At 71.9% G+C, this 20,030-nt stretch carries 16 protein-coding genes; 4 read left to right on the top strand and 12 right to left on the bottom strand.

All coding sequences use genetic code 11. The annotated features are described in order from the left end of the window. Positions 1 to 37: 37 nt before the first annotated feature. The 9 genes from ACIP93_RS32275 to fabG all read right to left on the bottom strand — a co-directional run bounded on the left by ACIP93_RS32275 (position 38) and on the right by fabG (position 10,155). Positions 38 to 1,606 carry a phage/plasmid primase, P4 family gene (locus tag ACIP93_RS32275; RefSeq protein WP_401764668.1) on the bottom strand — a complete coding sequence of 523 codons (1,569 nt, stop codon included), beginning with the start codon at positions 1,604 to 1,606 and terminating at the stop codon, positions 38 to 40. Positions 1,607 to 2,451: 845 nt separating this feature from the next. Further along, positions 2,452 to 3,024 (bottom strand): transcriptional regulator, encoded by a 573-nt coding sequence (locus ACIP93_RS32270; RefSeq protein ID WP_401764665.1) that lies wholly within the window; start codon positions 3,022 to 3,024, stop codon positions 2,452 to 2,454. Then, complete coding sequence (locus tag ACIP93_RS32265) at positions 3,025 to 4,641, bottom strand: helix-turn-helix domain-containing protein (RefSeq protein WP_401764662.1); 1,617 nt, start codon at positions 4,639 to 4,641, stop codon at positions 3,025 to 3,027. It abuts the gene before it with no gap. Beyond that, positions 4,638 to 4,922: a helix-turn-helix domain-containing protein gene (locus tag ACIP93_RS32260; RefSeq protein ID WP_401764659.1), complete on the bottom strand. Its 285-nt coding sequence runs from the start codon at positions 4,920 to 4,922 to the stop codon at positions 4,638 to 4,640. Before ACIP93_RS32260 ends, ACIP93_RS32265 begins: the two co-directional genes overlap by 4 nt. A 72-nt stretch (positions 4,923 to 4,994) precedes the next feature. Next, positions 4,995 to 6,038 (bottom strand): dTDP-glucose 4,6-dehydratase, encoded by a 1,044-nt coding sequence (rfbB, locus tag ACIP93_RS32255; protein ID WP_401764655.1) that lies wholly within the window; start codon positions 6,036 to 6,038, stop codon positions 4,995 to 4,997. Next, on the bottom strand, positions 6,035 to 7,102 hold the full coding sequence (locus ACIP93_RS32250) for a glucose-1-phosphate thymidylyltransferase (protein WP_345219904.1): 1,068 nt from the start codon (positions 7,100 to 7,102) through the stop codon (positions 6,035 to 6,037). The genes rfbB and ACIP93_RS32250 overlap by 4 nt, the downstream gene beginning before the upstream one ends. Before the next feature lie 88 nt (positions 7,103 to 7,190). Continuing rightward, complete coding sequence (locus tag ACIP93_RS32245) at positions 7,191 to 8,765, bottom strand: acyl-CoA carboxylase subunit beta (protein WP_345219905.1); 1,575 nt, start codon at positions 8,763 to 8,765, stop codon at positions 7,191 to 7,193. A 103-nt stretch (positions 8,766 to 8,868) separates the two neighbouring features. Further along, positions 8,869 to 9,150: an acyl-CoA carboxylase epsilon subunit gene (locus tag ACIP93_RS32240; RefSeq protein WP_345219906.1), complete on the bottom strand. Its 282-nt coding sequence runs from the start codon at positions 9,148 to 9,150 to the stop codon at positions 8,869 to 8,871. Between the two features lie 219 nt (positions 9,151 to 9,369). Further along, a complete protein-coding gene (gene fabG / locus ACIP93_RS32235) occupies positions 9,370 to 10,155 on the bottom strand; it encodes a 3-oxoacyl-ACP reductase FabG (RefSeq protein ID WP_345219907.1) in 786 nt (261 codons plus the stop codon). Between the two features lie 251 nt (positions 10,156 to 10,406). On the opposite strand from fabG, the gene ACIP93_RS32230 reads away from it, so the two are divergent. The 4 genes from ACIP93_RS32230 to ACIP93_RS32215 all read left to right on the top strand — a co-directional run bounded on the left by ACIP93_RS32230 (position 10,407) and on the right by ACIP93_RS32215 (position 14,279). Beyond that, a complete protein-coding gene (locus ACIP93_RS32230; protein WP_345219908.1) occupies positions 10,407 to 10,841 on the top strand; it encodes an ester cyclase in 435 nt (144 codons plus the stop codon). Beyond that, positions 10,838 to 11,683, top strand: coding sequence for an NAD(P)H-binding protein (locus ACIP93_RS32225; RefSeq protein WP_401764650.1), 846 nt, complete (start codon positions 10,838 to 10,840; stop codon positions 11,681 to 11,683). The genes ACIP93_RS32230 and ACIP93_RS32225 overlap by 4 nt, the downstream gene beginning before the upstream one ends. 41 nt (positions 11,684 to 11,724) lie before the next feature. Then, on the top strand, positions 11,725 to 12,594 hold the full coding sequence (locus ACIP93_RS32220; protein ID WP_345219910.1) for an NmrA/HSCARG family protein: 870 nt from the start codon (positions 11,725 to 11,727) through the stop codon (positions 12,592 to 12,594). A gap of 71 nt (positions 12,595 to 12,665) precedes the next feature. Further along, positions 12,666 to 14,279, top strand: coding sequence for a PDR/VanB family oxidoreductase (locus ACIP93_RS32215; protein ID WP_401764647.1), 1,614 nt, complete (start codon positions 12,666 to 12,668; stop codon positions 14,277 to 14,279). 93 nt (positions 14,280 to 14,372) lie between these two features. On the opposite strand, the gene ACIP93_RS32210 is transcribed toward ACIP93_RS32215, so the two are convergent. The 3 genes from ACIP93_RS32210 to ACIP93_RS32200 are packed head-to-tail and all read right to left on the bottom strand — an operon-like array spanning position 14,373 to position 19,935. After that, positions 14,373 to 15,638 (bottom strand): hypothetical protein, encoded by a 1,266-nt coding sequence (locus tag ACIP93_RS32210; RefSeq protein WP_401764644.1) that lies wholly within the window; start codon positions 15,636 to 15,638, stop codon positions 14,373 to 14,375. Further along, positions 15,635 to 18,865: an SNF2-related protein gene (locus ACIP93_RS32205; protein ID WP_401764642.1), complete on the bottom strand. Its 3,231-nt coding sequence runs from the start codon at positions 18,863 to 18,865 to the stop codon at positions 15,635 to 15,637. Before ACIP93_RS32205 ends, ACIP93_RS32210 begins: the two co-directional genes overlap by 4 nt. Before the next feature lie 29 nt (positions 18,866 to 18,894). Continuing rightward, positions 18,895 to 19,935, bottom strand: a complete 1,041-nt coding sequence (locus tag ACIP93_RS32200) for an alpha/beta fold hydrolase (protein WP_401764639.1) — start codon at positions 19,933 to 19,935, stop codon at positions 18,895 to 18,897. Positions 19,936 to 20,030: the final 95 nt, after the last annotated feature.

The raw sequence follows: 20,030 nt of genomic DNA, 5'->3' as shown, positions 1-20,030 counted from the left end.
CGGTGCAGCTCTGCCGGGTGTCGGGTGGTGTCCATGGTCACTGTTCGCCGTCGGCCAGGCCGAGGCCCGGGTAGTAACGGACGCCGTTGCTTTTGATCATCTCGTCGGGGGACTTGAGGCCGAGCTCGCTGCGCACCCGGGTGGCGAAGGACCGGGAGCCGGCCGGGCGTGTCCCTTCCTCGTGGCACCAGTGGGAGTAGACCTGGTACAGCAGGGTCTGGCGCACCTGCATCTTCTCGTGCCGGCGGCACAGGTCGCCGAGGAAGCGCCCGATGTGGTCCTCGGTCGCGGCGTAGGAGGCCGTCGCGGTGCGGACCCGCGCCGGGCCCGCGAGGTTGTCGCGCTCCCTGCTGGGGTCCCGGGTCGCCAGGAAGCGGCGGGCCCCCTCGATGAGCCAGGCCAGGATGCCCGGCCCCTCCTCCTCGACGAGGATCCGGGCCAGGTTGTCGATCTTCTTGTGGTCGGCGATCTTCCGCTCGAAGGGGATCAGGCGCAGGCGTCGCCAGAAGGCGTGTCCGCCGGTGGCGACCTCGGGGTGGTGATTGCCCAGCAGCCACAGGTGGTGGGTGGGCGTGAAGGTGAAGAAGTCCTGGCGCATCCTGCGGGCGGTGACCATGTCGCCGCCGGTGAGGAGCTTCATGCGCACCTCGTTGAACTTGTCGTTCGGCTTGAGTTCGCTGCACACCACCAGGCGGCGCCCGTAGAGCTCGGTCAGTTCGGTCGAGTGCTCGGTGTAGGCCCCGCGGTCCATCAGGAATCCCGGGGGCGCGGAGTGCGCGTAGTCGCCGAGGATCTGCACCGTGGTGTCCAGCAGGACGGACTTGCCGTTCGCCCCGTCGCCGTGGCAGAACGGCAGCACCTGGGCGCCCACGTCCCCGGTGATCGAGTAGCCGAGCAGCAGATGCAGGTACTCGATCATCTCCTTGCCGTCCGCGTCGTCGCCGAAGATGTCCGTGAGGAACGCGAAGAACCGCGGCGTGGGCATCGCGACGGGAGAGACGCGGGTGCAGCGGGAGTTGAAGTCGTGCAGCGGGTCCGCGGCGCGCAGCACCCCGGTCTTCAGGTCGACCACCCCCGAGGGCGTGCACAGGGTGTAGGGGTTGCCGTCGAGCTGCTCGGCGTCCAGGGACAGCGCCGGGGACGCCTTCGCCTGCAGCAGCATGGCCTTCACGCCGCTCGTCGAGGACGAGTACCGGCGGTGCCTGACGACCTCCTGTGCGGAGAAGCGGCCCTGGGGGTCGGAGCGGGGCATCTGCCCGGCCATGTCCCCCGCCGCCCAGATCGCCTCGCCCTCGCCGCCGCGCAGCTTCCACCGGCCCGCCTTCCACACGTACCAGCCGTTTCCGGCGACGTAACGGAACCGTCCCCCGTACAACTGGGCGAACAGCTCTGCGTTCGCCCGGTCGGTGAGGTCCTCCGGCAGTCGCCCCACCGGCGCCGCGTCAGTGCCCGCGGGAGCGTCGACGGGCTTGGTGATGGCCTTCTGCACGGGCAGCACGCAGTCCGCGCTCTCGCCGTCCTGCCCGTCCCGCACGTCCAGTTGGAGCATCTGCTGAGCGACGTGGTGCGCGTCGAAGGCCGCACCGGTGGGGTCACTGGGGCTCATGAGAGTCCTTCGGGGGCGGCGGGCGCGCGGTGCAGCAGCAGTGGGGCGAAGGGGGCCGGCCGGGCCCTGTGTGCACACCGTGCCGTCGTGACCGCCGGGCGAGTTCCCGCCGCCTCGGGAGGAGGCTCTTGGTGCATGGTCACACTCAGGTCCTTGCTCGGGGTGCGGAAGTGACGTGCCGGTGGTGGCGATACGTGCAGTTCAACAGCGGTCGGCACGTCGAAAAGGGGCTGGAGGGGCTGGAGTTCGCGGTCGGTGCAGCGAGCCTAACGCAGCCGGTGGGTGACGCTGCGACCCCGGGCGCGCGGTGGGAGCCGGGTTCGCTGTCGTGGCGGAGCCCCAGCCCCTCCAGCCCCTCCCGGGCCTGCCGGGCCGCCGGGCAGGGGCTGGAGGGGCTGGAGTTCGGGCACCGGCGCCCGATCGAGCGTCTGCTCGGAGGGTGTCTCCGCGGTCGCCGTGTTGCAGGGCCGCCGGTGGGTCCGGGGCCCGGCGGCAACGGACCGTGACCCCGGGCTGCTGCACCCGCACCCGCTGATGAGAAGCGGCCCAGCTACGGCGGTGGGAGGGCAGGGTCTTGCCCTCCGGGCCGGGCGGCGGGCCCGGGGTGGCCGGTGCAGGTGCGCTGGTGCTGGGCGTGCCAGGGTCCGGCCTGTTCAGGCGTCAGGTCCGTCTGGGACTGGTGGCAGGCCCGGCAGGTCGCGCTGAACGGGTCCGCGCTGTACGCGTACCGGCGGCGCCGCTTCGAGGCGGCCGGCTGCGCGGCCCGGCGCGCGGCGAAGTCCTCGGCCGGGGTGGCGGGTGCTCTTCCATGGTCGCGTTTCCCTTCCGGCGCGTTCCGAGGTGCGTTACGCGGCGAACCCCACGTTGGTCACGTACTCGTAGCCGCCCCAGTCCGAACCGAGGTCACCGATCGCGTCGTCCCACCCGGCTTCCAGCTCGCGGCTGTCGCCAGCCGCCCACGCGCCGACGAGGCGGTCCCACTTGCGGACGTTCATGGTGCGGTGGGTCAGGACGCGCTTGTTGCGCTGGGGGACCTGGGACTGGTTCAGCGGGTGGATCTCGATGCGGGTGCCGCGGCCGTCGCGGTTGAGGCGCTTGAGGAGGTGTTTGGCGACGTTCTGACGGCGCACGGCGGTGTACGCGCGCTCGATCTTCTGAAGGCTCGCTTTCGACGGGGTGCGTTTGCCCCCGCGCCAGGCTTTGAGGGTGCGGTCGGTGACGGTGAGGCCGGCGGCCTTCGCTGCCGCCCGCGCGTGGTCGGTGCGGGTGAGGTAGTTCAGGCGGGCCGTCCAGCCGCGCTTGGAGGTGACCGGCGTCGCGATGCCTCCGGCGAGGCGGTCGAGCTGGGCGGCGACCGCGTCACCGCCCTTGATGCCGCGCGCGCCGAACAGGCCGAACCGGAGATTCTTCTGCGGCACTTACTTTCCCTCCCCGGTCTGATCGCCGGGCTCTGTGCCGACGGTGTACGCGTCCTTCACCTTGACCTCGGTGACGCCCCGCCCTTCGGGGAACACCTGGTGCCAGTCGCCGATGACATGGAGCTCGTCGGTGCCCATGGCCCGCACCACGTGCAGGCCGCCCTCATGAGCCTTCCACGCCTTCATCCACAGGTTCGCGAACGCCTGGGAGCGGATGAGGTGCATCCAGTCCTGGCGGTAGATCTCCCGGTTGTAGTTCGACTCCCCCAGCGTGGAGACGAACTTCGAGTACATCGCCTTCACGTACTCCAGCGTCACCTCGTCCCCCTCGGCCAGCGCCTGGGCGCGGGCCTCGGTGAGCGTCACGCGGAACTTCTCCAGCAGCCCCTCGGTCGAGCCGGAGGTGTAGGACTCGTGGATCTCCGGCGGGTCGCACAGCCGGTGCTTGGGGCCGGACAGGCGCAGCAGCAGCCGCAGGGTCGGCTCGGTCACCCACAGCGGGCCGGGTTCGTCGCGGTTGCCGATCGGGTTGGGCAGGACGTCCTCGTGCTCCCAGACCGGCGGGGTGATCAGGTGGACCCCGGCCCGGCGGCGGTCGAAGTCGAACCCGGTGGAGTGCTCCAGTTGCCCGATGGGGAGGTGGGTTTTGAGGGCGGAGAGGTAGGCGGCGTTCATGTCGAGCGCGACCACCTCGTGCGCCCCCTCGGGCAGTGCGCGCCGGGTCCACTTCGGACGGGCCTCCCAGACCTGGTCGGCGCCCTTGGAGGTCTGCTTGCGCAGGATCTTCGGCAAAGCCGGGTGGGCGACGACGTCGTACCGGCCTCCCCTACGGGTCTCGTCCAGCAGCGCCATCGCGTCCGGGATCGCCCGCTTGACCAGCGCTGCAGTGGCTTCTTCGACGTCGCCGCCGTGCTCGGACAAGGCGGCCTGGACGGCCTGGACGATGAGGTCGCCGGGGCCGGACTCCTCCTGGAACGCCCGCCCCCGCGGCTTCTGCTGTGCCGTCGACCGGAAGGCCGGACGGCTCGTACGAGCCGCACGCGCCGGGACCGGCGGTGCCGACGTCGGGGCAGCCGCCGTACGGGACGCGGCGGTAACGACGTCGGCGTCGGTGGCCGGTTCCGCCGGAGCGGGAGCCGGGACCGGAGCAGCGGGAGCGGTCCGGCAGTCGGTGGGGTCGAGGTGCTGCGCGAAGCCGTCGATCCGGTGACCGGCCGGGGTGCCGCACAGCACGCACGGCTCGGGCACCGCCAGGACGTCGACGTCGTCCGCCAGGTCGTCATCCTCGGGCGCGGCCTCGGTGGAGGCGTCCTCGGGGGACGGGTCGGTGTCGGCCTGGTCCTCGTCGTCCTCCGCGGCCGGGGCCTGGTCGGCGAACTTCGCGGCGAGGCCGTCCAGGAGGTACGCGTACCGGGTACGAACTTCCCCGCTCGGGTCGCGGCCGGACTCCCAGCCGGACACCGTGGACGGGCTCACCCCGAGCGCCTTCGCGACCTGCGCCCGGGACAGACGCCCGCGCTCGCGCAGTTCGCGGCGTACTCCCGGGCCGGGGAGGGCGGCCTGTTCGGTGACGGAGGACAGCAGCGAGTCGATCGCGTCGAAGCCGTGGCCGGTCATCGGCCGGCCCCCTTCCTCTGGACGGTCGCCCGCAACCGGTCGGCGGGCAGCGCCTCGCACGCCTTCGTCGGCCCGTCGAGGAGATCGAGGGGGCGCACCCCGTAGTGGGCGGCGAGCGCGTCGACGTCGTCCAACTGCCATGCAGCAGCACCGGACTGACGGCGCGAGACCTGCGTCTGGGTCAGACCCAGCGCCTCAGCCACCATCCGCTGCGACTCCCCCGTCGCCTGCATCAACGCCGCGACCGTCAGCCGCAGCGATTCCTCCAAGCCCAGTGCCACGGGCCCATCGTACGAGTGATTCATGCGTGCAACGCATGAATCTTTGATCAGGGGGCCCTTTCCATGGTTCCTTTAACTCACTTCTGCTCCGCGCTTGCTCGGGTGCGGTTCGCGCACCGGACGAGGGCGGAGGTTTCCGTGCGGCGATGCCGCGCGTTGCCACCAGGAACGGTTGGTGCGGTACCAGTCGACGGTTTCGGCGAGGCCGGTCCGGAAGTCCTTCGTCGGGTGGTAGCCGAGTTCTTGGGTGATCTTTGTGCAGTCCACGGAGTAGCGGCGGTCGTGGCCCTTGCGGTCGGTGACGTGGTGGACGTTGCTCCAGTCGGCCCGGCAGGCTTCCAGGATCAGACCGGTCAGTTCCTTGTTGGTCAGTTCGGTGCCGCCGCCGATGTTGTAGATCTCGCCGGCGCGGCCGCCTTTGCGTACCAGTTCGATGCCGCGTACGTGGTCGTCGACGTGCAGCCAGTCGCGGATGTTGCCGCCGTCGCCGTAGAGCGGTACTGATCCGCCGTTCAGGAGCGTGGTGACGAACAGCGGGATGATTTTCTCGGGGAACTGGTGGAGGCCGTAGTTGTTGGAGCACCGGGTCACGCGCAGGTCGAGGCCGTGGGTGCGGTGGTAGGCGAGGGCTATGAGGTCGCTGGACGCCTTGGTGGCGGAGTAGGGGGAGTTGGGGCTGACGGGGGAGGTCTCCGGCCAGGAGCCGTGGTCGATGGAGCCGTAGACCTCGTCGGTGGAGACGTGGACGAAGGTGTCGATGCCGTGGTGGAGTGCGGCGTCGAGGAGTGTCTGGGTTCCGGAGACGTTCGTACGGATGAAGTCGGTGGCGCCGGTGATGGAGCGGTCGACGTGGGATTCGGCGGCGAAGTGCACGATCTGGTCGTGGTCGGCGACCAGTTGGTGGACCAGGGGGGCGTCGCAGATGTCTCCGTGGACGAAGGTGAAGCGTCTGTCGTCGGCCACGGCGGCGAGGTTGCTGAGGTGTCCGGCGTAGGTGAGCTTGTCGAGGACGGTGATGGTCACGTCGTCGGTGCTGTGGGGGCCGAGCAGGGTGCGGACGTAGTGCGAGCCGATGAATCCGGCGCCGCCGGTCACCAGGAGGGATGTGGCGCTCATGACGCGATCTGCACCTCGCTGTGGTCGCCGAGTACGAGTGTGTTGCCGGAGGGCATGCGGGGGGCCGAGGTGACGGATGCGCTGCGGCCGACGAGGGAGGCGCTGACCCGGCGGATGCCTTCGAGGCGGGCGTCGCGCAGCACGATGGAGAACTCGATTTCGGTGTCCTCGATTCGGCAGTCCTCGGAGATGGAGGTGTAGGGGCCGATGTAGGAGTCGCTGATCAGGGTTCCCGCGCCGATGACGGCGGGGCCCACGATGCGGGATCTACGGACCTGGGCGCCGGCTTCTATGCGGACGCGGCCGATCACTTCGCTGGCCGCGTCGACGTCTCCTTCGACGCGTTCCTCGATGCCCTCCAGGACGAGCCTGTTGACCTCCAGCATGTCGGTGACGTTGCCGGTGTCCTTCCAGTAGCCCTGGATGGTGGTGGAGCGGACGTCGTGCTGGTGGTCGATCAGCCATTGGATGGCGTGGGTGATCTCCAGTTCGCCGCGCCAGGAGGGTTCGATGGCCCGTACCGCTTCGTGTACGGCGGCGCTGAAGAGGTAGACGCCGACGAGGGCGAGGTCGCTCTTGGGTTGCCGGGGTTTCTCTTCGAGGCCCACCACACGGCCTTCGGCGTCGAGTTCGGCGACTCCGAAGGCGACGGGGTTGGGTACGCGGGTCAGGAGAATGCGGGCGTCGGGCCGCTCGGCGCGGAACTCCTCGACGAGTTCGGTGATGCCTCCGACGATGAAGTTGTCACCGAGGTACATCACGAAGTCGTCGTCGCCGAGGAATTCCCGGGCGATCAGCACGGCGTGCGCGAGGCCGAGCGGGAGTTGCTGGGGCAGGTAGGTCACGCGCAGGCCGAATTTCGAGCCGTCGCCGACCGCGTCCTGGATCTCGTCGGCGGTCTCTCCCACCACGATCCCGACTTCGGTGAGGCCGGCGGCGGCGATGTCCTCCAGCACGTAGTAGAGGACCGGCTTGTTGGCCACCGGCACCAGTTGTTTGGGCGAGGTGTGGGTGATGGGGCGCAGACGGGTGCCTGACCCTCCGGAGAGGACGAGAGCCTTCATGCGTTTCACGTTAGGCGGGTCCGCTCAAGCCTTGCTGGGACGTGGGACGACCCTGCGCGGTGTCGTACAGGGCCCGGCCCGGAGGGGCTCACAGGGGCGGGTTGCCGTGTTTGCGGGAGGGGGTGTCGGCGTGTTTGGTCCGTAGCATCGTGAGGGCGGCGATGATCGCGGAGCGGGTCTCGGCGGGATCGATGACGTCGTCCACGAGGCCGCGTTCGGCCGCGTAGTAGGGGTGCATCAGCTCGGTCTTGTACTCCTTGATCTTCTGTGCGCGTTCGGTGTCCGGGTCCTCGGCTGCCGCGATCTCGCGGCGGAAGATGACGTTGGCGGCACCTTCGGCTCCCATGACGGCGATTTCGTTGGTGGGCCAGGCGAGGGAGATGTCGGTGCCGATGGAGCGTGAGTCCATGACGATGTACGCGCCGCCGTAGGCCTTGCGCAGGATCAGCTGGATGCGGGGGACGGTGGCGTTGCAGTAGGCGTACAGCAGTTTGGCTCCGTGCCGGATGATGCCGTGGTGTTCCTGGTCGACGCCGGGGAGGAAGCCGGGGACGTCGACGAGGGTGAGGATCGGGATGTTGAAGGCGTCGCAGAACTGGACGAAGCGGGCGGCTTTCTCGCTGGCGTGGATGTCGAGGACGCCGGCCGCCGAGACGGGCTGGTTGGCGACGATTCCGGTGACGTGGCCGTCGAAGCGGGTCAGTGCGCAGACCACGTTCTGTGCCCAGGCGCGCTGGACTTCGAAGTACTCGCCGTCGTCGGCGATCTCCTCGATGACGGTGCGGATGTCGTAGGCCTGGCCGGGGTGGGCCGGGACGAGGTGGAGGAGGTTGTCGGTGCGGCGGTCGGCGGGGTCGGCGGCCTCCTCGCGGGGGGCGGTCTCGCGGTTGTTGGAGGGCAGCAGCGACAGCAGGAAGCGTACGTCTTCCAGGCAGCTCTCCTCGTCGTCGTAGGCGAAGGCCGCCACGCCGGAGAGGGAGGTGTGGACGTCGGCGCCGCCGAGGCCGTTGTGGGTGATTTCCTCGCCGGTGACGGCTTTGACGACGTCCGGGCCGGTGATGAACATCTGTGAGATGTCGCGGACCATGAACACGAAGTCGGTGAGGGCGGGGCTGTAGGCGGCGCCGCCGGCGCAGGGACCGAGCATCACGGAGATCTGCGGGATCACTCCGGAGGCCCGGGTGTTGCGCCGGAAGATGCCGCCGTAGCCGGCCAGGGCGGTGACTCCCTCCTGGATGCGTGCGCCCGCGCCGTCGTTGAGGGAGACCAGCGGGGCGCCCGCGGCCAGCGCGAGGTCCATCACTTTGTGGATCTTCTGGGCGTGGGCCTCGCCGAGGGCGCCGCCGAAGATGCGGAAGTCGTGCGCGTAGACGAAGACGGTCCGGCCGTGGACGGTGCCCCAGCCGGTGACGACTCCGTCGGTGTGGGGCTTCTTGCCCTCCAGGCCGAATCCGGTGGCGCGGTGGCGGCGCAGTGCTTCGATCTCGTGGAACGAGCCCGCGTCGAGGAGTGTCTCGATGCGCTCGCGTGCCGTCAGTTTGCCCTTGGCGTGCTGCCGTTCGGTGGCCCCGGGGTCGGGTCCGGCGGCGGCGTGGGCCTTGATCTCGGCCAGTTCCGCGGTGCGGTCCTGGATGCGGACGGGGGAGACGTCGCTGATGGTCATGGGGTTCCTCCGGGACGGTGGGGAGGTGTGCCGAGTGCCGGTCCCGTGGGCCGGGGACCGCGGGTGGCGGGCCGCCGCACGGCTCCCTTCCGGTGGGGTGCGGTCAGGAGGCCCAGGAGCCCGGCGCGCGGTAGGCGGGCCGGGTGGGGTGGGGGAGTCTGAGGATCCGGGGGGTGGCGGTGGCCGGTCGGGTGTCGTGGAGTCTGCGCAGTCCTGCCATGAGGACGGCGGCCACGGCGGCCGTCTCCTCGGTGGTGGGGTTTCCGCGGGAGATGCGGAACGAGGCCATCGCCAGTGCTGTCGAGAGCGGTACGTCGTCGGTCGGGCGGGGTGCGTCGCCGGTGGCGGCCGGTCCGCGTTGCGGGGTGCTGCCAGTGGTGCTCATGCGGGGGACCCTTCCGGTCTTCCCGGTTCGGGTCCCGGTGGGGTTCCGGGGAGGACCGGGGGCGGGCGTACGGCTTGACTTGCCTGGTCTGCGGCGGACACCGGACTTGCGGCCCCGGAGGGGGCACGGGCCGGCGGGGACGGCGCCGGGGGCCTCTTCCGGGGGCGGCCGTGGGCCGCTTCGGGCCGTCCTCCTTGCCCGGGGGCCGGTCTTCCGGGATCAGAAGTTGCCGAGGCCGCCGCAGACGTTGAGGGCCTGTGCGGTGATGGAGGCGGCCGTGTCGGTGGTCAGGTAGCCGACGAGGCCGGCGACCTCCTCGGGGGTGGAGTAGCGGCCGAGGGGGATCTTGGCGGTGAACTTCTGCATGATCTGCTCTTCGGAGGTGTCGTAGGCCGCCGCGTAGCCGGAGCGCACGCGCTGGGCCATGGGGGTTTCGACGTATCCGGGGCAGACGGCGTTGACGGTGATGCCGGTGGGGGCGAGTTCGTTGCCCAGGGCCTTGGTGAAGCCGACGACGCCGTGCTTGGAGGCCGAGTACGGGGCGCCGAGCACGACGCCCTGCTTGCCCGCGGTGGAGGCGATGTTGATGATCCGGCCGCGGCCGGAGCCTTCCATTCCGCCGTTCTTGAGGACTTCGCGGGTGAGCCGGAACACGCTGGTGAGGTTGGTCGCGATGACGTCGTCCCACAGTTCGTCGGTGAGGCCGGAGGTGGGACCGCCGCCGCTGCGCCCGGCGTTGTTGACGAGGATGCCGATCGGGCCGAACGCGGCGACGGCGGCGGCGACGAGCGCCTGGACGGAGGCGGGGTCGCGGACGTCGGCGGCGGTGCCGTCGACGTCGAGGCCCTCGGCGCGCAGGTCGGCCACCGTCTCCTTGACCTGCTGCTCGGTGCGTGCGCAGAGGAAGACCTGGTGGCCGCGGGCGGCGAGGTCGCGTGCCACGGCCAGTCCGATGCCGCTGGTGCCGCCGGTGACCAGGGCCGCCGTGGGGGTCTGTGTCGTCATGGGTCTACCTCCGTGAAGGGCATGGGTGGGCCCGACCCTTTCCCGGCGCGCTCGACGGCCGCCCGAGCGGCGCTGGAGGGAGCGGGTGCGCGCAGTCCCACAAAAGTCTCGCTCGAATTCAGCTCAATTACCGGTGCATGCTGCGTCGAATTCCTTTCCCGGGATATTGCGGGTGGTTGTCCGCGCTGCTTCTTTCCGCGCAGGATGAGAAAAGACCGGAAGCCCAGCACATTTCCTGCGGAAGGAATGCGATGAGCAGTCAGACAGACGCCGTGCGCCGGATGATCCAGGCGTACAACACCGGAGAAACCGGTGACGTGGCGGAATACATCCACGCGGACTACCTGAATCCCGCTTCGATGGAGCACATGGACCTGCGGGGTCCCGATTCCTTCGCCATGGCGGTGAAGTGGCTGCGGATGACGTTCTCCGAGGAGGCCCGCCTCGAAGAGGTGCAGTTGGAGGAGCGCGGGGAGTGGGTTCGCGCCTCGCTGGTGCTGTACGGCCGTCATGTCGGCGAGCTCGTGGGGATGGCCGCGACCGGGCGGGTGTTCTCCGGGGAGCAGATCCACCTCATCCGTTTCGTCGACGGCAAGATCCGTGACCACCGGGACTGGCCGGACTACCAGGGCACGTACCGGCAGCTCGGCTCCCCGTGGCCGGAGCCGCAGGGCTGGCGGGCATGAGCGTGTTCCTGGTCACGGGCGCCACCGGCAAGGTCGGCAGGGAGGCGGTGGGCCAGCTTCTCGCGCGGGGCCTCCGGGTGCGGGCGCTGAGCCGGGCGCCCGAGGAGGCGGGGCTGCCCCCAGGGGTTGAGGTGGTGGCGGGCAGTCCTGCCGATCCCGCCTCGCTGCGGGCCGCCTTCGCGGGGGTGTCGGCGGCGCTGGTGGTGCTCTCCGGTGATGTGGGCGGTGAGGCCGCACACGTGGCGGATGCGGCTCGGGCGGCCGGGACGGAGCGGCTGGTGCTGCTGTCGTCGGGCGGTATCGAGCATCCGTTGCCGCACGGCATCGCCCACGAGCACCGGGCCGCCGAGAAGGCGATCGAGGAGTCCGGGGTGCCGTGGACGTTCCTGCGGCCGGGGCCCTTCCACGCCAACACCTCCTGGTGGATCTCCACGGTCCGTGAGGCGGGTGCGGTGCGCTGCTGGATCGGCAACAACCCCGGTGCTCCGATCGACGAGTACGACATCGCGTCCGCCGCGGTGGTCGCCCTGACCGAGGACGGCCATCTGGGGAAGTCGTACCTGCTCACCGGTCCGCAGACGCTGACCTCGCAGGAGCAGGCCCGGATCCTGGGCGAAGTGCTGGGCCGGGAGCTGGAGTTCTCGGTGGCGCCGCCCGAGGAGGTGGTGGAGGTGTTCACCGGGATCAGCGGGGACCGTACGGCGGCGGAGTCCAATGTGGCGGCCCTGCACAGCCCCGAGGTGCCGTGGGCCGGGCCGACGCGTTGGGTGCGTGAGCTGACCGGGCGCGAGCCGCGCACCTATCGCCAGTGGGCCGTGGAGAACGCGGCCCTGTTCCGCTGAGCAGCAGCCGCACCGCAGCTGCGTATCCGAAGGAGTGTCAGATGAGCAGGATCCTGGTGACCGGCGCAACCGGTCTGCAGGGCGGGGCGGTGGCCCGTGAACTGGTCGGCCGGGGCCGGGCGGTGGCGGCGCTGGTCCGTGACCCGGACGCCGGGCGGGCGCGGGCGCTCGCGGAGCTGGGGGTGGAGCTGGTCCGCGGCGATCTGGACGACGAGTCGTCGCTGCGTGCGGCGCTGGAGGGGTTCCACGGTCTGTTCGCGGTGCAGAACTTCATGACCCCGGCCGGTCTGGGGGGTGAGGTCCGTCAGGGCCGGGCGCTCGCGCGGGCCGCGAAGGCGGCGGGGATCGGCCATGTGGTGTACACGTCGGTGGGCGGCGCCGAACGGGAGAGCGGGGTGCCGCACTTCGACTCCAAGCGGGGCATCGAGCGGTATCTCGCGGGCACCGGGGTGCCGTTGACGGTGCTGCGTCCGACGTTCTTCATGGACAATTTCGCCGCTCATGGGCCGGAGCTGGTGGACGGCACGCTGGTGGTGCGGCTGGCGCTGAAGCCCGATACGCGGGTGCAGTTCATCGCGGTCCAGGACATCGGGTTCTTCGCGGCGGAGGCCTTCGAGAAGCCGCAGGCGTACGTGGGGCGGTCGGTGGAGATCGCCGGTGACGCCCTGACCGCGACGGAGATCGCGGAGGCGTTCGCGGCGCGTTCGGGTCTGCCGGCCCGGTTCGAGGAGCTGTCGCTGGACGCGGTGGCGCACAACCCGTACATCCCCAACGCCCCGGACATCGCCCTGATGTTCGAGTGGTTCCAGGAGCACGGGTACCGGGCCGACATCGCGGCGCTCCGCGCCGAGCACCCGGGGCTCCAGTCCTTCGCGACGTACCTCAAGGGAATCGAGGTGCCCGCGCCCTGACCGCCCACCGCTCCCCCCACCCCCCACCCGCACCACCGCCCGACACCCCCACACGAAAGCGAGGCCCCCTTTTGACCACCCTGATCCGGCAACCGTCCTCCTCGGCCCCCGACGTCCCGCGGGAGGTGTCGCGGGGCCAGGGTCCGCCGGACGCTCCCCCGGCGCGGGCGGAGCGCAAACCGTTCCGGCTCGGTGCCCGGGGGCGCAAGGTGACGCTCGCCGTGCACATCCTGTCGTCGGTCGGCTGGGTGGGCCTGTCCCTGTCGATGGCCACGCTCGCGCTCATCGGGTACCTGACCTCGGACCCCGGGGTCGCCGAGGGCGCGTACTACGCCATGTACGTCTTCGACGAGAGCACCGTCTCCCTGGTGAGCCTGGTCTGCGGGGCCAGCGGCGTGCTGCTGGGGTGGGGCACGCCGTGGGGCCTGATGCGGCACTGGTGGGTGCTGGTGAAGTGGGTGCTGTCCCTCGCCGTCGCTGCGTTCGCCTGGGTGTACACCCATCCGCTGGTGCTGACGGCCGCCGAGCAGGCCGGCGCGGCCGAGGGCGGCGTCTACCGGCCGGGCACGGAGGGCACGCTGCTCGCCTGGACCGTGCCGCCGGTGTTCACCGTGCTGGTCTTCACGGGTGTGCTCTCGGTGTACAAGCCGTGGGGGCGCACCCGTCGCGGTCGCCGGTACGCGCAGACCCGGGCGGCCGGGCCCGTGCAGGCCGCCGCTGCCGGTGCGGGCGGCGCCCGGAGCACGGACGTGGCGGTGCGGGTCGCGGCCGTGGAGAGGCCGGCCGAGGGCGTGGTGGCCCTGCGGCTGGTTCCCGAGTCGGGGGCGGCCACCGCGCCGTGGCGGCCAGGTGCGCACATCGACCTGGTCCTGCCGTCGGGGAAAGTGCGGCAGTACTCGCTGTACGGCGCTCCCGCGGACGGTTCGGCGTACCGGGTGGCGGTGCTGCGGGACGCGGCGGGCAGGGGCGGGTCGGCCGAGGTCCACGGCCTGTCGGTGGGTGACCGGCTCGCGGTGCGCGGTCCGCGCAACCACTTCCCGCTGGCCGACGCGCCCGCGTTCCTCTTCGTCGCGGGCGGCATCGGGATCGTCCCGTTCCTGCCGATGATCGAGGAGGCCGAACGCCGGGGCGCCGAATGGCGGTTGGTGTACGTGGGCCGCAGCCGGGCCTCCATGGCGTTCGTGGAGCAGGTGGAGCGGTACGGGGCCGAGCGCGTCCAAACGTACGCACGGGACGTGACGGGCCGCCCCGACCTGGCCGCGCACCTGTCGGCGGCCCCGGCGGGCACAGCGGTGTACTGCTGCGGTCCCGGTGGGCTGATGCGGGCCGTCGAGGAGCTGATGGAGAGCGCCTGCCCGGCGGGGAAGCTGCATCTGGAGCGGTTCGCGGCCGACGCGGAGGATGCCGGGGGCGAGAAGCTGCCCTTCGAGGTCGAACTCGCCGGCAGTGGCGCGGTGGTGCGGGTGGCGGCCGACCGGTCGGCGCTGGAAGCGCTGCGGGAGGAGGCGCCCGGTCTCGCGGCGTCCTGCGAGGACGGGCTGTGCGGGAGCTGTGAGCTGCGGGTGCTGCGCGGGACGCCCGAGCACCGCGATCATGTGCTGCCGCCGAACGAGCGGGGGCGTACGGACGTGATGTATCCGTGTGTCTCGCGGGCGCGCGGCGGGCGGCTCGTGGTGGATCTGTAGCGGGTGCGGCCCGGGACGGAATGCGCATCCGTCCCGGGCCGCTTCGCGTCCTGCGCGTGCGGGGCCTCCCACCCGTCCCGCGTACGGGGCTGCTCAGCCGTCGAGGAGGTCGGCGAGGGCGTCGGCCGGGTCCTCGTGCGGTGCGGCGGCCGGCCACCAGCGGCCGTCCTCCGTCTGCCGGTAGGGGTACCAGCGGCCGTCGCGCCCGTAGCGGAGCTGGAGTCCGCGGCCGGCCAGCGTCCAGTGGTTGTCGTGCACGTCGAGCTCGGGAAGCTCGTCCTGCTCCCAGCCCGCGGTCAGGGCGTGGCGGGCACGGGCGGTGTCCTGCCGGGACGGTGTCCAGGCCTCTTCCAGTACGTCGAGGCCGGCGCTGCCGCCCAGCCGCCATGCCTCGGCGGCCCGTTCGAGCTTCTGCGCGTTGCCGCCGGCCTCCCGCAGCCGGGCCAGGACCCGGGAGTCGGGGCGGGTGGCGGCGATCCGTACGCAGTCCCGCCACAGGTCGAGCGGCGCGGGCGGCTCGGGGATGAGTCCGTGCGTGTACGCGAGCAGTTCGCGGCCGCGCAGGGCGGCGCCGTCGATGAGCCGCTCCAGCGGGTCGGTGCCGATCTGCGCGGAGGACGCGCCGGCGACGACGGGGGGTGCGGGCAGTGGCGGCAGCTCGGGCAGTGCCGCGGGGGTGCGCCCGAAGAGGTCGGCGGCGGGGATGCCGTCGGGCAGCGGCACGGTGGCGGGCTGCGGCTCCGGTTGCGTACCGCCGCTGCCGAGGCCGCCCGCGATCGCGGCCATCAGTACGACGGACCGCAGTTCTTCCTGGGCCTCCTGCTCGCTGCGCCCGCGCAGCAGGAGCAGCAGGAACGGGTCCTCGTCCAGCAGCCAGGACGCCTGGTAGCTGAGTGCGGCCGCGTGCGTGCAGACGTATTCGAAGGAGTCGCAGTCGCAGTCCGCCTCCAGGTCGCCGTAGCCGGGCAGCAGGCTGACCCGGGCGTCCTCGGCGGCCTCCATCAGGTCGGGCGGCAGTTCGCCGGCGAGCAGGCCGTCGGCGACCTCCGGCAGTGCGGCGGTCTTCTCCCAGAGCGACTCCCAGGCGGCGTCGTCGAGTTCGTGCAGGGTGAGCACCGTACGGAAGGGGCTGCCGTCCTCGTATCCGGTGGTGGACAGCTCTCCGGGGCTGACGGTGATCGGCCCGAGCTGGCCGGTGCGCGCGTAGGAGCGGCCCCGCTTGAGGGCGTCCTCGTCGAGGGAGGTGTCCTCCAGTGCGTCCGCCCAGGCCTTGCCCCACCAGGACTGGCCGCGTACCCGGCCGCCGCGGCGTGCGGCGAAGGCCGGAAAGCCCCGTGCTTGCCTGTCGTTGACGCTCATCCCTCGCTCCTCAGCTCGACCAGGTTGGCCAGCTCGTCGTTGGTCAGGTTCGACAGGGCCTGCTCGCCGGAGCCGAGGACCGCGTCGGCGAGGCCCTTCTTGGCTTCGAGGAGGGCGGCGATGCGGTCCTCGACCGTGCCCTCGGTGATCAGGCGGTGGACCTGTACGGGCCGGGTCTGCCCGATGCGGTAGGCGCGGTCGGTGGCCTGCGCCTCCACGGCCGGGTTCCACCAGCGGTCGTAGTGCACGACGTGGTCGGCGCGGGTCAGGTTGAGGCCGGTGCCCGCCGCCTTCAACGACAGCAGGAAGACGGGGACTTCACCGTCCTGGAAGCGGCGCACCATCTCCTCGCGGCGCGGCACCGGGGTGCCGCCGTGCAGCAGCAGCGTGGGCACGCCGCGCTCGCGCAGATGGCTTTCCAGGAGCTTGGCCATGGTGACGTACTGCGTGAACACCAGGGCGGAGCCGTCCTCGGCGGTGATGGTGTCGAGGAGTTCGTCGAGCAGCTCCAGCTTCCCGGAGCGGCCGGCCAGCGTGGGGTCCTCGGTCTCCTTGAGGAAGTGGGCGGGGTGGTTGCAGATCTGCTTGAGGCCGGTGAGCAGCTTGAGGACCAGGCCGCTGCGGGCGATGCCCTCGGTGGACTGGATCTGCGCCATGGTCTCGCGGACGTACTTCTCGTACAGGGTGCGCTGTTCGCCGCTGAGGGCGACCGGGCGGTCCGTCTCGGTCTTCGGCGGGAGTTCGGGGGCGATGCCCGGGTCGGACTTCTTGCGGCGCAGCAGGAAGGGCCGCACCAGTTCGGCGAGGCGCTGGGCGGTGGGGCCGTACTCTCCCTCCTCCCCCGGCGGCGGCCCGAATTCGGCGCGTTCGGCGCGCTCGGCCTCGATGGCGGCCACCCAGCGGGTGCGGAAGTGGCTGTGGCCGCCGAGGAGGCCGGGGGTGGTCCAGTCGAGGACGGCCCACAGCTCGGAGAGGTTGTTCTCGACGGGGGTGCCGGTGAGGGCGATCTTCGCGTCGGCGGGGATGAGCCGCAGGGCCTTGGCGGTGCTGGAGTGCGGGTTCTTGACGTGCTGGGCCTCGTCGGCGACGACCGCGCTCCAGCGGTGTGCGCCGAGCTGCTCGGCGTCCAGGCGCATGGTGCCGTACGTGGTCAGGACGAAGCCCGCGTCGGCGCCGTCCAGGGTGCGTCCGGGGCCGTGGTAGCGGCGGACGGGGGTGCCGGGGGCGAACTTGTGGACCTCGCGCTGCCAGTTGCCGAGGAGGGAGGCGGGGCACACCACGAGGGTGGGGCCGGCGCTGTCCGGGTGTTCCTGGCGCAGCAGGTGCAGGGAGATGAGCTGGACGGTCTTGCCGAGGCCCATGTCGTCGGCGAGGCAACCGCCGAGGCCGAGCGAGGTCATCCGGTCCAGCCAGCGCAGGCCGCGCAACTGGTAGTCGCGCAGGGTCGCGTTCAGCGCGGCGGGCGGCTCGACGGGCTCGCCGCCGGAGTCGGGGTCGGCCAGGCGGTGGCGCAGGGCGAGCAGCCAGGGGCTGGGGGCGATGCGCACCGGGGTGCCGTTGATCTCGGTGTGTCCGGTGAGGGCGGCGGCGAGGGCCTCGATGGCGGTGAGCGGTTTGAGGTCGCGTTCGCGCAGCTTGCGGGCGGTGTCGGTGCCGATCAGGACCCAGTCGCCGCGCATCCGCACCAACGCCTGGTCGGTGTCGGCGAGTTCGGCGATCTCCTGCTCGGTCAAAGGCTGGCCGTCCAGGTCGAACTGCCAGCGCAGCCCGACCGTGCCGTCGCCGCCGAAGAAGGAGCGCAGGTCGGTGGGCGGGGTGCGGTCGCCGCCGACGACGGCCCGGGGCACGAGGGAGCGGGTGGTGTCGGTGGGCCAGAGCACCTCGAAGTCCTGGGCGGCGAGCCGGTCGGCGACGGGGCCGAGCAGGTCGCGGACCTCGTGGTCGGCGAGGTCGAGGGCGGAGGGCACCGGTAGCAGGCGGGACAGCGGTGGCCAGATCTCGGCGGCCCTGCGGACGGCCGCGACGGTGTTGTCCTGGGCGCGCCGTCCGAATCCGGCGGCCTCGACCGAGGCGAACAGTTCGTCGGCGTCGGCGCTGCGGGTGGGGTCGTCGGGGCTGGAGATCTGCGGCACCAGGCGCAGTGCGGGCGGCTCGCCGTCGCCCGCGGGCACCAGGTCCACACGCAGGGCGAGCCGGATGCCCGAGGCGAGGCCCTGGGAGATCTCCTCGGCCCAGGCGCGCAGTTGGGGTACGTACTGAGGTTCCACGGCGGCGAAGGCCGGCCGGCCCGCCGCTGCGGGGGCGGCGGCGGTGCGCGGCAGGGTGTCGGCGACCGCGTCGACGAAGGAGCGGATCAGGTCGGCGGTGTCCGGCAGCAGCAGGGGGCCGCCCTCGGGCACCGGCAGCGGGGTGGCGAGCGCCTCGGCCGGTGCGGCGGCGGCGAGTTCACGCAGGTGCTGGACGTCCTCGGCGGTGAGCGGGCCGGCCCGCCAGGTGTCGTGGTTGGTGGCGGAGACACCGGCGAGGAGACGGCCCCGGGCGGCGAGGTGCAGGCCTGCGGCGGCGACGGCGCCCCAGAAGGCGGCGGAGGGGGTGGGGGAGGCTGAGGGAGTGGCGGGGGCTGCGAGGCCGGCGGGATCGGCGGGATTCGCGGGACCGGCGGGATTCGCGGGATCGGCGGGATTCGCGGGATCGGCGGGGCCGACAGGACCGGTGGGGCCAGCAGGTGCGTCCGCCGCCTGGGTGTGCAGTCGGCGGGCGAGGAGGAGGGCGGGCAGCGCCTCGGCCACGGTCAGCCGCAGCACCGGGAGGCGGCGCACGGTGAGGGTGCCGCCTTCGTCGACGACCAGGTCGGCCTCGCCGCGCTCGCCGAGGTCCGGCCCGGCACCGGGGGCGGGCAGGCTGTCGTGGCCGGTGGCCTGCGGACCGCCGGTCCCGGTGCTGGACACACCGCCGGAACCGGTGCCGGACAGCCCGTCGGAACCCGTACCGGACGCACCGCCGGAACCCGTACCGGACGACCCTCCAGGACCCGTGCCCGACACACCGTAGGAACCCGTTTCGGACAACCCCCCGGAACCCGTACCGGACACCTCCCCAGGAGCTGCCCCCGGCATGCCTTTGGGGCTGTGGAAGGCCAGTCGGCCGGTGCGTGCGGGGTCGCCCGGCTCGTAGATCACCGTGCATTGCGCCAGCAGGACCGCCTGCTCACGCGACATCCACACCATCAGTTGCGCCTCCCGATCCGGCTTTCCGGTCAACTCCCGCCGTCAACGCGGCGCTTGGTCCAGTCCTGTGCGTAGGCGTACCACAGGGGGGCGGTGCGGTGCACATTCAGGCTGTGTCCGGTGGCCGGAACCGTGAGGGCCTCCAGCTTCGCCCGGGGCCCGTACAGCGGGGCGGCAGCGGCCTTGAGGGTGGCCGTGCTGGTGCAGTCGGCGCCCTGGCCGCCGCAGATGAGTTTGTCTTCCTGGCCGACGACGACGAGCACGGGAACCCGGATGTGGCGGTTGAGGGCGATGTCGCCGTAGGCCGGGTCGGCGGGGTAGACGCCGGGTTCGGTGGTGAGTTCGTCGTGGAGCATCACCCGGGGTTCGGTGGTGGCCCGGTGGTAGAACCAGTCGCTCTTACCGCCGGTGCGCAGCGCCAGGTAGCCGTCGTCGAGGCGGCGTCCGGCCAGCAGCGGGTGCTGTCCGGCGGGCATGTACAGGCCGAACATCGCCTCGAAGGAGGCGAGGTTGGGCGGGGCGCCCTCGCCGGTGAGGATGAGGCCGTCGACGGCGTCGGGGTGTTTGGCGGCGACCATGCGGGCCACGGTCGCGCCGAAGGAGTGGCCGACCAGGACGACTTTGCGGTAGCCGCGGTCGCGCAGGGTGCGGATGAGCTGGAGGGTGACCAGTTCGTGGGTGGTGTCGGTGTAGCGGGAACTGTGCGGGGCGGAACTGGTGCCGCTGCCCAGCCGGTCGAAGGCGAGCGCGGCGTGGCCGGCGGCGGCGGCCGCTTCCACGTAGGAGGGGCCGCCGGTCCGGCCGCGTACGGTCCAGTAGCCGCGGTCGTAGGTGCCGCCGTGGACCAGCAGTTGGACGGTGGTGGCCCGGTCGCCGCGCGGGGTGCAGAGCGTGCCGGAGATCCGCTGGTCGGCGCGGGCACCTTCGGTGACGGCCACCCGGGAGGTGAAGGGGGTGCAGGCCGCCTTGCCCGGCCTGTGGGCGGTCGCGGTGGTCGCGGGGCCGACGAGCAGGGGCAGCACGAGTGCCGCGGCGGCGGCCGCCGCCAGGGCTCGGGGGCGCAGGGCCATCGGGGTTCTCCTTGGGGTCGGTGCGGGTGTGCCGGGGTGGTCGTGCGCGGGGCGGCCGGTCCTTCGTACGGACGTCGGCGGCCGGGGGCCGGTTG

This window comes from Streptomyces sp. NPDC088745, from assembly GCF_044751045.1.
In the GTDB taxonomy this organism is placed as follows: Bacteria; Actinomycetota; Actinomycetes; order Streptomycetales; family Streptomycetaceae; genus Streptomyces; species Streptomyces cremeus.
This window is presented reverse-complemented; position numbering and strand designations above follow the sequence as displayed.